The 12,520-nt window shown below is 66.9% G+C and carries 10 protein-coding genes; 7 read left to right on the plus strand and 3 right to left on the minus strand.

Annotated elements, in window-relative coordinates; genetic code table 11:
- Positions 1-24: 24 nt before the first annotated feature.
- Positions 25-1,443 (plus strand): glucose-6-phosphate dehydrogenase, encoded by a 1,419-nt coding sequence (locus ACY48M_RS03110; RefSeq protein ID WP_462818775.1) that lies wholly within the window; start codon positions 25-27, stop codon positions 1,441-1,443.
- On the opposite strand, the gene ACY48M_RS03115 is transcribed toward ACY48M_RS03110, so the two are convergent.
- On the minus strand, positions 1,411-2,451 hold the full coding sequence (locus tag ACY48M_RS03115; protein ID WP_462818776.1) for an App1 family protein: 1,041 nt from the start codon (positions 2,449-2,451) through the stop codon (positions 1,411-1,413). The genes ACY48M_RS03110 and ACY48M_RS03115 overlap by 33 nt on opposite strands.
- Before the next feature lie 176 nt (positions 2,452-2,627).
- On the opposite strand from ACY48M_RS03115, the gene ACY48M_RS03120 reads away from it, so the two are divergent.
- Positions 2,628-3,272: a TetR family transcriptional regulator gene (locus tag ACY48M_RS03120; RefSeq protein WP_462818777.1), complete on the plus strand. Its 645-nt coding sequence runs from the start codon at positions 2,628-2,630 to the stop codon at positions 3,270-3,272.
- Positions 3,273-3,302: 30 nt separating this feature from the next.
- Here ACY48M_RS03120 and ACY48M_RS03125 read toward each other — a convergent pair whose 3' ends face one another.
- Positions 3,303-3,983, minus strand: a complete 681-nt coding sequence (locus ACY48M_RS03125; RefSeq protein ID WP_462819246.1) for a DedA family protein — start codon at positions 3,981-3,983, stop codon at positions 3,303-3,305.
- Entirely contained in the window at positions 3,980-4,807 is an 828-nt protein-coding gene (locus tag ACY48M_RS03130) for an aminotransferase class IV (RefSeq protein ID WP_462818778.1), read from the minus strand. Before ACY48M_RS03130 ends, ACY48M_RS03125 begins: the two co-directional genes overlap by 4 nt.
- Positions 4,808-4,927: 120 nt before the next feature.
- On the opposite strand from ACY48M_RS03130, the gene ACY48M_RS03135 reads away from it, so the two are divergent.
- From ACY48M_RS03135 to holA, 5 genes are all read left to right on the plus strand, one after another.
- Positions 4,928-5,698 carry an SGNH/GDSL hydrolase family protein gene (locus tag ACY48M_RS03135; protein ID WP_462818779.1) on the plus strand — a complete coding sequence of 257 codons (771 nt, stop codon included), beginning with the start codon at positions 4,928-4,930 and terminating at the stop codon, positions 5,696-5,698.
- A 97-nt stretch (positions 5,699-5,795) separates the two neighbouring features.
- Complete coding sequence (gene leuS, locus ACY48M_RS03140) at positions 5,796-8,309, plus strand: leucine--tRNA ligase (protein WP_462819247.1); 2,514 nt, start codon at positions 5,796-5,798, stop codon at positions 8,307-8,309.
- 89 nt (positions 8,310-8,398) lie between these two features.
- Complete coding sequence (locus ACY48M_RS03145) at positions 8,399-9,028, plus strand: ComEA family DNA-binding protein (RefSeq protein WP_462818780.1); 630 nt, start codon at positions 8,399-8,401, stop codon at positions 9,026-9,028.
- A gap of 5 nt (positions 9,029-9,033) precedes the next feature.
- Positions 9,034-11,421, plus strand: coding sequence for a ComEC/Rec2 family competence protein (locus ACY48M_RS03150; protein WP_462818781.1), 2,388 nt, complete (start codon positions 9,034-9,036; stop codon positions 11,419-11,421).
- A 49-nt stretch (positions 11,422-11,470) separates the two neighbouring features.
- The gene (holA, locus tag ACY48M_RS03155) at positions 11,471-12,505 is read left to right on the plus strand and encodes a DNA polymerase III subunit delta (RefSeq protein WP_462818782.1); all 1,035 of its coding nucleotides are present in this window, start codon (positions 11,471-11,473) and stop codon (positions 12,503-12,505) included.
- Positions 12,506-12,520 lie beyond the last annotated feature (15 nt).

The following is a 12,520-nucleotide window of genomic DNA, read 5'->3' on the forward strand; positions in this document are numbered from 1 at the left end:
AATCGTTGCACCTAGCGTGTGTGCATGACCTCAACACCCGATGTGCTCGTAATCTTCGGCGCCGGGGGAGACCTCACTCGCAGACTCCTTCTGCCCGGACTTGGCCAACTGCTCGATTCTGCGGATGCGCCGCCGCTCACGCTGCTCGGCGTCGGCTTCGACGCCATGACCGAGACGGAGTGGCGAGCGAGCGTTGCGGCGTCGTTCGCGGCGGGTGGTGCGACGGGGGATGCCGCGGCGCGTGTGGCCGCGACATCCCGATACGTGCGAGCGGATGTCACTTCCCGCGACGACCTCGAGACGGTGCTTGCCGCGATCGACGGCACGCCGGCGTTTTACTTCGCGCTCCCACCGGCGGTGACCGAGCGAGCCATTGCAGCGCTGCAGCGGGTTTCGCTGCCGGAGGGGACGGTGTTCGCGCTTGAGAAGCCGTTCGGCACCGATCTTGCGAGCGCGGTCGCGCTCAACAAACTTGTCACGGCCGTCCTCCCGGAGCGCAGCATCCACCGCGTCGATCACTTTCTTGGCAAGTCGACCATCTTGAACCTCCTTGGCCTCCGCTTCGCGAATCGGCTCTTCGAAGACTCGTGGAATCGGGATGCCATCGCCTCGGTTGACATCGTTTTCGATGAGACACTCGCGCTCGAGGGGCGTGCCGGGTATTACGACACCGCGGGAGCGCTTGTCGACATGATCCAGAGCCACCTCTTGCAGGTGCTCGCTCTCATCGCGATGGAGCCTCCGTCGAGCGTGACGGCCGACGATCTTCGCGGCGGGATCGCGCAGGTGTTGCGGGCGACGCGGGTCGGGCCGGGTGGCCCAGCCGAGGCGAGCCGGCGCGCCCGCTATCGTGCCGGCAACATCGGTGAGCGGAGTGTGCCCTCGTACGTCGACGAGCCCGGTGTCGACCCCGCGCGCGAGACCGAGACGCTCGCAGAGATGACCGTCACGGTCGAGAACTGGCGCTGGGCCGGGGTGCCGTTCCGTTTGCGTTCTGGCAAGGGTCTCGGCACGGCGCGCAAAGAGATCGTTGTCACGTTTCGCGACGTGCCCCATCTCCCTGACGGGCTGATTGGCGTGCGGGAGCCGAGCCAGTTGCGCATAGCGATGGGGCCGGAGGAGGTGCAGCTCGATGTGATGATGAACGGTGGCGGTGACGTGTTCGATCTCGATCGGGTGACGTTCACCGCAACCTTGGGAACAGCAGACCTTGGGCCATACGGCGAAGTCCTTTCGGGCATCCTCGCGAGTGATCCGACACTCTCACTTCGCGGGGACGTGATCGAGGAGTGCTGGCGCATTGTCGAACCGGTGCTCACGGCATGGTCGGAGGGTCAAGTGCCTCTTGAGTCGTATGCTGCGGGCACGGCCGGACCAGACGGGTGGAGTGGTCCGATCGCTGAGGATCGTTCAGCGCGGGTCGGGCCCCAAGAGCTGCTCTGAGAGCCCTGCGCCGTCGGCCGCGTGGTACCAGCGGGTGTCGTCTTTTGCGGGTCGCTCGTCGTCAGATTTGCGACCACCAGCGAGCACCGCTTCACCGGTCGACAGTTGGCGGATCGCGATGGCCTCGACCTGCTCTGGATGCTGTTCGGCGAACTCTCCGTAGATGTCGGGGTCGTGCTGGCCGTCGTCACCGACGAGCAGCCAGCGCATTTCGGGGAACTCCGCTGCGAGCCTGCGCAGCGTCTCCTCTTTGTGCAGTCGCCCGCTGCGGAACCAGCGGTCGTGGGTGGGGCCCCAATCGGTGAGCAGCAGTGGCCCGCTCGGGTAGAGGTGGCGCATGAGAAAGCGTGTGAGGGTTGGGGCGACATTCCATGCGCCCGTCGACAGGTAGAAGCAGGGCGCGCCAGGATGATCGTGGAGCAGCCGTTCATAGAGCACCGCCATGCCGGGCACGGGTCGTCGCGCGTGCTCATCGAGCACGAAGGTGTTCCATGCGGCGAGAAAGGGTCGCGGCAGTGCCGTGACCATGACGGTGTCATCGACGTCGGAGATGAGGCCGAAGCGCACGTTCGGGTCGATGATGAAGACGGGTGCCTCGATGTCCTCCGACCCTTCCGTTCGCACGAGCACGGTGTTCCAGCCGGGCGAGAGGTTCACGCTGATGACGGCATCGATGACGCCGCCGCGGTCGGCCGTCACGGTGTGTTCTTTGCCATCGATTGTGATGGTGACAGCGACATCGTTCAGCGGCACGCTCGTGAAGCTGCGCCAGCCGCGAATCTTCTTGTAGCGATTTGCCGTGCCTGGCTTCGACAGCAGCACACGACCGAGCACGCGAATCCACTCGGGTGAGCCGTAGCCCGCATAGGGAATGACGGTGGGGGTGAGCCCTCGACGCCGCGCTCGGCGTTCCCTGAAGTTGTGGAACTTGTCTTCGAGGCGAGCCGCGAAGTGGGGAATGGAGGTTGCCTCGACAGCGCGAGCGGCGGCGCTCCGGGACTTTGCCATTCCCCCAGTCTGGCATGCTCCGGCGTGCGCTCGTCGGTCATCATTCCTTGCCGCTGCAGCGAACGCGACATTCTGGCAGTTTGCCCTGACATAGCGCCCGAGCGCCGCCCTCACGCCCCCGGAGCGGGGGCGGCGCGTAGTATGACTAGCTGATCTTTCGTTAAAAGGAGCCCCCCTTGCACCACCCTGATCTGGACGCGACACTGCAGGCATCGACCGCCACGCTGCGGAACGAACCTGTCCAGGCGAGGAGTGCTGCGCGGCTCACACGGCTGCTCGACTCCGCGGCCGAAGTCATCGACGAGATTGGCTACGAACGCCTCACTACCGCGATGGTGGCGGAGCGGGCTGGCGCCTCGATCGGCACCGTGTACCGCTATTTTCCCGACCGCATCGCCGTGCTACAGAGCCTCAGCGTTCGCTTTCTCAACGACTTCGTCGCCGAGGTCGAAACTGCGCTCCAATCAGATGCGCTTGACGGCTCGACCGCCGCGGTTGATGCTGTGATTGATATCGCCGTGCATTCGTTCGCGACGAAGCCTGGCTTCCGGTCGCTCCGCTTCGGCGACGTCATCGATGTGCGGCCACGCGAGGAATCCCGCACCCACACCGCGGTCGTCGCCACGGTGATCGCCGAAGCGCTGTCCGAGCGGTTCGGCAGCACGGGCGATGCGATCGAACTGCGCGTTGAGGTCGCCCTCGAACTCGTCGACGCTGTGCTCGCTCGCGCCTTCACCTTCGAAGCCAAGGGTGATGCCCGCCTGATCGGTGAGGCTCGCAACGTCGTGCACTCCTACCTCGACGGCGCCTTCACCCGCTAAAGGCCGCCTTCACTGGCTAGCGGCTCAGCATCAACTCTCGACGCGATCGATCGTCGTAGCGTCACGGTCGCCGGGGTGATCCATGTATCGCGCCTCGGCCCGATGCAGCAGGCGTTTGCCGAGTACGACGAGCAGCAAGAACCCGACGATGATGCCGACGAAGATGTAGCCAGCGGAGTGCAGGCCGTCTGCCAACTCGCGATATGAGCCGGCGGCGAGCCACCCCACCGTGACATAGGCGCCTGCCCAGAGGATGCACGCCGGCACCGTCCACGCCATGAACGTGCGATATCGCATTGAGCTCATCCCCGCCGTGAGGGGCACGAGTGAATGCAGCACCGGCAAAAATCGTGAGATGAACACCGCAATCCCGGCCCGCCGATCGGTGTAGTTCTCAGCACGCACCCACTGCTTCTCCCCGATGCGACGCCCGATTCGGCTGGCGCGGATGCGAGGGCCGAAGAGGCGACCAAGCAAGAACCCGATGCTCTCGCCGCAGAGGGCGCCGATCACGATGGCGGCGAGCATCCAGAGATACTCTGTGAGGCTGCCGATCGCCGTCGAGGCGACGATCACAATGGTGTCGCCCGGCACGATGAGCCCGATGAGCACGGACGTTTCGAGCAGAATGCCGACCCCGGCGAGCAGCGTTCTCAGCACAGGGTCGACCGACTGCACGACGTCGAGGATCCAGGTGAGCACCTCGTTCATGGCGTCGGTGCTCCAATCGAGGCTGTGAGCGGAACCCGCAGCGCCGTGAGTCGTGCGCGCCATGATGCGAGTCGACCCGGCTGCTCCGCTGTCGCCGGCCCGTCGACCCATCGTGTCACGATGCGGGGGCCGTGCAGCGCGTTGAGCGCCCACACCTCAAGGCCGTCAAGTTCGAGTGGCGTTGTGGTCTCCCACGAGAGCGGCACGCCAGTTGCGGTAGCGAGCGCGAGCATGGCCCGCGCCGTCACACTGTCGACACGCTCGAGCTCGACCGCCGGGAGGCAGAGGATGTCGCCGCGCCACCAGACAAGCGACGTCGCGGCCCCCTCGACGATGTGTCCGAGCTCGTCGAGGATGACAAGGTCATCGACACCGTCGGCGCGGGCCGCCGCCCGCAGGCGTTCAAGCATCTCAAGCGATGGCCCCTTGATGGTTGGCGAGGTTCGCGGGTCTGCGCCGGAGAGCTCGGCGAGCGTCAGCGTGCGAAGCGCGGGCGGCGCCTCCCGAATGCGGAGGATGAGTTCGCAGCTGGCGGCGGCTGCGCCATCCTCGCCTGTCGCGTGACGTCGCACCTCCACCCGCGGAAACCATGACCCAGACCGGGGGAGAGCGGCGATTGCGGCATCCCAGAATGCGGCGGCATCATGGGGCATTGCGGCATCGTTCGCCGTCGTGAGAAAGCGTGTGCGGTGCAGGTCGAGTGCGAGCGCCGCACCATCTTCTACGCGCCAGGAGTCTGCGACGGCGATCTCGCCGTGGTGTTCAGCCCCGTCGGCTGGGCTGAGGCCGTTGTCGGTCCACCGCAGGATGACTGGAGCACGCATACGATCAGCGTAGGCGTCGCGGTGGGGAAGAGTCTGCGCTGCGACTGTGGGTCGGCCTACAGTCAGTGTCTTCCTCGCCCCGCACAGGGTGGCCGCGCAGCATCCGCGTAGGGTGTCTGCGTGACGATTCGATTTGTGGCGCTCGGCGACTCGTTCACCGAGGGTGTCGGCGACCCTGACGCCGCACTGCCGAACGGCGTTCGCGGCTGGGCCGATCGGGCGGCCGTGCTCCTCGCGCGCACCGATCCAGACACGAGCTACGCCAATCTCGCGATCCGGGGGCGCAAGCTGCTCCAGGTCGTCGACGAGCAGGTAGAACCGGCTATCGCACTGCGACCGACCATCGTCACCGTCTATGCGGGCGGCAACGACATCCTGCGACCGTCGGTCGACATCGACGCCCTCATGGCGGTCTACGACAATGCGGTTGAGCGGCTGCGGGCCTCCGGCGCGGAGGTCGTCTTGTTCACGGGATTCGACACGGTGCAGTCGGCCATCTTCCGCCGCACGCGTCCGCGGACGGCAATCTACAACGAACTCCTCCGCGAGATCGCCGATGAGCGCGGGGCCCACATCGTCGACTATTGGCGGTTCGACGAATACAACGATCCGCGGATGTGGGACATCGATCGGCTCCACATGTCAAGCCTCGGGCACGCCAACATGGCCAATCGGGTGATCGCTCGGCTTCGCCACGATCACGTTGTTGCTGCCGAACCGCTCGAGCCTCTTGCCCCGCGCCGGCGCATCGATGCCATGCGCGCCGACGCGACCTGGGCGCGCGAGTACTTCGGTCCATGGGTCGGGCGCCGCCTCACCGGCCGCTCTTCGGGCGACGGGCTGTCGGCACGGTGGCCAGAGCTTCGCCCCGTGAGCCCTGAGCAGCCGTAGTTCGCTAATCTGGGAAGTCTGCACGCAATAACGCAACGAATTGAGAGCACCTGTGGCCCAGCAGCACGATGACGGACCCGAATACGACTTCCACACCATGCAGGAGAAGTGGCAGGCGGTCTGGGACGAGACGAAGCCGTTCAGCACCGCCAATGGCGACGACTCACGGCCGCGCAAGTACGTGCTCGATATGTTCCCGTACCCTTCGGGCGACCTCCACATGGGCCACGCGGAGGCCTACGCCCTCGGTGACGTGATTGCACGCTACTGGCGACAGCAGGGCTTCAACGTGCTGCACCCTATCGGCTGGGACTCGTTCGGCCTTCCGGCCGAGAACGCCGCTATTAAGCGTGGCATCGACCCGCGGGCGTGGACCTACGAGAACATCGACCAGCAGAAGCGGAGCATGAAGCTCTATGCGGCGTCATTCGACTGGGACCGCGTGCTCCACACAAGCGACCCCGAGTACTACAAGTGGAACCAGTGGCTGTTTCTCAAGATGTACGAGAAGGGTCTCGCCTATCGCAAAGCCTCGTGGGTCAACTGGTGCCCCAACGACCAGACGGTGCTCGCCAACGAGCAGGTCGTCGATGGCGCCTGTGAGCGCTGCGGCGCGATCGCCGAGAAGAAGAAGCTCACGCAGTGGTACCTCAAGATCACCGACTACGCTGATCGCCTGCTCGATGACCTGAACCAGCTCGAGGGCAGCTGGCCGAGCAAGGTGCTGGCGATGCAGCGCAACTGGATCGGCCGCTCCATCGGCGCCGAGGTCGACTTCGAGATCGAGGGCCGCAGCGAGCGGGTCTCGGTGTTCACCACGCGCCCAGACACCCTCTACGGCGCGACCTTCATGGTCGTCGCTCCGGATTCGGAGCTCGCGGCCGAGCTGGTCGCCGGGTCGACGGATGCCGTCAAGACCGAGTTCGCCACCTACCTCACGGCGGTGCAGAAGAAGACCGAGATCGATCGGCAGGATGCCTCGCGCGAGAAGACCGGCGTATTCCTCGACCGATACGCGATCAACCCCGTCAATGGCGAGCGTCTCCCCATTTGGGCGGCGGACTACGTGCTCTCCGACTATGGCACCGGCGCCATCATGGCTGTTCCGGCTCACGACCAGCGCGACCTCGATTTCGCCCTGAAGTTCGCGCTGCCGGTGCGCGTCGTCGTCGACACGAACGCGCCCGTTACTGGCGCGATCCCCATCATCGAAACGGATGAGCAGGGGGTTCCGATTCTTCCCGATCTGCCCTCCATCGACCCGGCAGTGACGGGCGAAGCGCTGGGCGGCGAGGGCCGCATGATGAACTCGGGACCGCTCGATGGTTTGAGCAAGTCGAACGCCATCAAGCGCGTCATCGAGCAGCTCGAGACTGCCGGCACTGGCCGTGCTGCCCGAAGCTATCGACTCCGCGACTGGCTTATCTCCCGTCAGCGTTACTGGGGCACCCCCATCCCGATCATCCACGGCGAAGACGGCTCAATGGTGCCGGTGCCGGAGGACCAGCTCCCCGTCGTACTGCCGCCGTCGGAGGGGCTCGACCTCAAGCCGAAGGGTTCGTCGCCGCTCGGCGCGGCCGAAGACTGGGTGAATGTGCCGCATCCGATCGACGGTTCGCCGGCGAAGCGTGACGCCGACACCATGGACACGTTCGTCGACAGCTCGTGGTATTTCTTGCGCTTCCTCAACCCGAACGATGACACGAAGGCCTTTGACCCGCGCGAGGCCGACAAGTGGGCGCCGGTCGATCAGTATGTGGGCGGCGTGACCCACGCGATCCTGCACCTGCTCTATGCGCGCTTCATCACGAAGGTGCTCTACGACCTCGGGTACATCACATTCACGGAGCCGTTCTCCGCCCTGCTAAACCAGGGCATGGTGCTCATGGACGGTTCGGCGATGAGCAAGTCCAAGGGCAACATCGTGCAGTTGAGCGAGCAGCTCGACGAGCACGGTGTTGATGCGGTTCGCCTCACGATGGCGTTCGCCGGCCCGCCCGAAGATGACATCGACTGGGCGGATGTTTCGCCAGCGGGTTCCGCGAAGTTCCTCGCTCGCGCCTGGCGGCTCGCCGGCGATGTGACGAGTGCGCCCGAGGTCGAATGGAAGTCGGGCGACGACTCCCTGCGTCGTGTGACCCACCGCTACCTTGCCGACGCGCCTGGCCTTATCGAGTCGTTCAAGTTCAACGTCGTCGTGGCCCGCCTCATGGAGCTCGTGAATGCGACCCGCAAGGCGATCGACAGTGGCCCGGGTGGCGGAGACGCCGCCGTTCGTGAGGCGACGGAGGCGGTCGCGCTCGGCCTCAGCCTGTTTGCGCCATACACGGCGGAGGACATGTGGGAGCGGCTCGGCTACACGGGCTCGATCGCACACTTCGGCTGGCGCAAGGCCGACCCCGTGCTGCTCGTCGAGCAGTCGGTGGTCTCGGTCGTGCAGGTCGATGGCAAGGTGCGCGACAAGTTCGAGGTGAACCCGAAGATCGACCCGGCGGAGCTCGAGCGCCTCGCACTCGACTCTGCTGGTGCGAAGCGGGCGATCGGCGACCGCGAGGTGGTGAAGGTCATCGTGCGTGCCCCCAAGATCGTGAGCATCAGCACAAAGGGCTAGCCTCCTCCACTGCCTCGCGGCGGCGCGGCACCCAACAGTCGGCGGCGACGGTTCGTCATCGACTCCGCGGCGCGACCTAGCGTTCGCGTATGGCGTCTCACGGGTCCACATCGCTCTCGGAGGCCGCGGCAGGGCTCCTGGCGCGGTCAGGCCAAGGGCGGCTCCGGGTCGGGGTCGGTGCGGCGATCGTGCTCGTGCTGCTTGGCCTCGCAATCGCAGTCCTCGTGTCGGCGCTCAGCGATCGTGGTGACACCACCACGATCGAGTCACCCGCCGCCGCCGCATCGTCGGCTCCAGCCGCGGGCATCTATGTGCACCTCCTCGGTGCCGTCGTGAACCCAGGGCTCTACGAGCTCCCAGAGGGCTCGCGCGCGGTCGACGCCGTCGCAGCCGCCGGCGGTTTCACGGCCGACGCAGACCGGGGCGCTGTCAACCTTGCCCGCTTCATCTCCGATGGTGAACAGATCGCGGTGCCGGTCGTCGGCGCCGATCCCGACCCGGTCGGTGCCGCCGGTGCACCGGCAGACGGCCTCGTGAACATCAACACGGCCGATGCCGCGACGCTCGAAACCCTGCCGCGAGTCGGCCCAGCGCTGTCAACGCGCATCATCGAGTGGCGCGAGACCAATGGCCGCTTCACGACCATCGACGACCTGCTCGCCGTCTCCGGCATCGGCGAGAAGACGCTCGAGGGCTTTCGCGCGCTCATCACGGTATGAGCGGCATGACCCCTGGCCAGGCCCAGGTCGCTGACGAGCCGGATGTCACGCCACCCGTCGCATCCCACGACCTCCGACTCGCGGTGCCGGTCGCCGCCGCGTGGGCGATTCTCGGGGCCGCCATCGGAATCGACGGGGCGCTTGTCGTGGGGGCGTTCACGTCGGGGTCACTCGCGGTCGTCGCGGTCGTGGCGGCGCTCGTGCGTCGTCGGCGTCACCCGCGGGGCGGCAGGGTCGTCGCGGTCGTCGCGCTCGGCTTCGCAGCATCCGCCCTGCTGCTCGGCGCCGCGGCAGCCGCGATCGACGAACGCCGACCGCCGGCGCTGCTTGAGGCGGCGGCGGAGTCGCGGCATCTGACGGTCGAGGCGACCCTGACGCAGGCGGTCGTCACTCCGGGCGACGCAGCGATCAGGGTTCGCGCCGACATCGACACGGTGCGCTTCGCGGGGAGCGAGCTCGACGTCGACGTGCCGGTGACCATGTTCGCGCAGTTCGACGGCGTCGCCGAGGTCGGCGATCGGGTGAGCGCGTCGGGGTCGCTGTCGGCGACCGCTCCGGATGATGCATCCGCGTTTCTGTTGTTCACGAGCGGGGAGATTGAGGTTTCGGAGGGAGCGCAGGGGCCGGTGGCGTGGGCGGGGGAGCTGCGCGCCGGGTTCCGAGATCTCGTGGAGGTGCTGCCGGGGCAGGGCGCCGGTCTGCTGCCCGGACTCGCAATCGGTGACACCAGCGCCGTCGACAGCGCGCTCGACGAGTCCATGAAGGGTGCCTCGCTCACCCATCTCACCGCCGTGTCCGGGGCGAACTGTGCCATTGTGGTCGGGCTCATTCTCGCCCTCGGCGCCATGCTCGGTCTTGCCCGATGGCAGCGGACGGTCGCCGCACTTTTCGCGCTGACGGTGTTCGTCTTCATCGTCACGCCAGAGCCGAGCGTGCTGCGCGCAACCGTCATGGCGGTCGCCGTGCTCGTCGCACGCCTGATGGGCAGGGGAGCGGCTGGCGTGCCCGTGCTCGCCCTCGCGGTGCTCATCCTGCTCGCGATCGACCCCTGGCTCGCCCGCAGCTACGGGTTCATCCTCTCGGTCTTCGCTACAGCGGGCCTCCTTGTGCTCGCCGGGCCACTCGCAGCTCGCCTTCACCGATTCATGCCGATGCCCATCGCGCTCGTGATCGCGGTGCCCTTGGCGGCGCAACTCGCGTGCCAACCGGTGCTCATCCTGCTCGAGCCGTCGATTCCCGTCTACGGCGTGATCGCCAACATCCTCGCCGCGCCCGCCGCACCACTCGCGACCGTGCTGGGGCTCGTGGCCTGTCTGCTCGCGCCAATCATGCCGTGGCTCGCGCAAGCGGTGGCATGGATCGCCTGGCTGCCCTCGGCGTGGATTGCGGCGGTCGCGACAATGTTCGCCGCGCTTCCCGGCAGCCGCCTGGAGTGGCGAGAGGGCGTTGTGGGTCTCATTCTCGCCGCCGTGCTCACACTCTTCGCACTCGGTGTCGTTCTCGCGCGGCGGCGGCGCTGGTGGGGCCTCGCGCTCTGCGCCGTACTCGTCGTGGTCGGGGGTGTCTCGGCTGGCGAGCGGCTCAGCACCGTGCTGCACCGGCCGGCCGAGTGGGAGTTCGCGGCGTGCGATGTCGGGCAGGGCGATGCGGTCGTCATTCGGAACGGGGCATCCGTCATGCTCATCGACACGGGACCAGAGCCGGAGGCACTCGATTCGTGTCTCGGCTCGCTCGCGATCGATCACATCGACACGCTCGTGATCACGCATTTCGATCTCGACCATGTTGGTGGCCTTGAGGCGGTGCACGGACGGGTTGACCGCGTCGTCGCGGGGACCCCCGACACTGAGGCCGATGAGCAGCTGCTCGCCGAGCTCGCGCGCTCGGGCGCCGAGATCGTCGACGCGACGAGGGGCCTCCGAGGCTCCGTCGGCGAACTCACGTGGACGGTGCTTTGGCCCGCCCGCACTGCCGCAGGTGTGTCGGGCAACGACGCGAGCGTGGTCCTCGCGGTGACGGGCGGCCCCGACTGCGGGTGTCTCTCGAGTGTGTTGCTCGGTGACCTTGGGGCCGAAGCGCAGGTGCGGATGCTGGCGCAGGCGCGGGCGGATGTCGCGGCGCTCGGCGCGCTCGATGTCGTCAAGGTCGCCCACCATGGCTCCGGAGACCAGCACGACGAGCTCTATGCGGCGCTGAATGCGTCGCTCGGCGTGATCGGGGTCGGTGCTGACAACACCTACGGCCATCCGGCCGAGAGCATCCTGACGGTGCTCGACCGCGTCGGCACCAGCGTGGCCCGCAGTGACGAACACGGTTTGGTGCTCGCCTGGAAGCGGCCGGACGGCTCCATTGGGCTCTGGACGGAGCGAGAGCGCGTCGGTGCTCCACAGTAGGCTTGGATCGTCGCCGGGTTCGCCGGGTCGTGCAAGCAGGAGGGGCGTCGTGGCAGCCAGGCCAGCAGCGAAGGGCTCGTCGAAGTCGGCGGTGTCGATTCCGCAGCTCGACTGGTCGAAGGTGCGTCCAGCGCCCATCGTGCTCGTCTCCGGCACCGAGACGTTTCTCGCTGAGCGCGCCGTTCGCATGCTCCGCGACACGCTGAAGCTCGAAGACCCGAGCCTTGAGGTGAGTGACATCGAGGCCGATTCGTACGCTCCCGGCCAGTTGCTCACGGTCGCGAGCCCGTCACTCTTTGGCGAACCCCGCATGATCAGGGTCACCAACGTCGAGAAGTGCACCGACGCGTTCATCACAGAGGTGCTCGGCTATCTCGAACAGCCGGCGGAGGGCACCTACCTCGTGCTGCGTCACGGCGGGGGAGTGCGCGGCAAGAAGCTGCTCGACGCCATTCGTGGCGGACTTGGACAGGGCATCGAGGTGCTCTGCACTGAGCTCAAGCGCGATACCGACAAGATCGACTTCGCGACCGCTGAGTTCCGCGCGGCCGAGCGGCGCGCGACCCCCGGGGCGATTAGGGCGCTCGTGTCCGCGTTCGCGGATGATGTCGCCGAGCTCGCCTCGGCCTGCCAACAGCTCATCTCCGACGCGAGCGCCGAAATCACCGAGGTCACGGTCGAGAAATACTATTCCGGCCGGGTCGAGACGACGGCGTTCAAGGTGGCGGATGTCGCGATCGCGGGCCGCCACGGCGAAGCCCTCGTGATGCTCCGCCACGCGCTCGCGTCGGGAGCCGACCCCGTGCCCATCGTCGCCGCGTTCGCCATGAAGGTGCGCACCATGGCAAAGGTTTCGGGTGCGCGTGGCGGGTCTGGTCAGCTCGCAGGCCAGCTGGGTCTCGCCCCGTGGCAGATCGACCGCGCCAAGCGTGACCTGCAGGGCTGGAGCGGCACGGGGCTCGGCCGTTGCATCGAGGTGCTCGCCGAGACTGATGCTGCGGTGAAGGGCGCCGAGCGTGACCCGGTGTTCGCGCTCGAGCGCATGGTGGGCGTCATCGCCGAGCGCGGCGAGACACAGCGCTAACCAGCCGCTCGTTCC

The sequence above is a fragment of the Homoserinimonas flava genome (assembly GCF_054969005.1).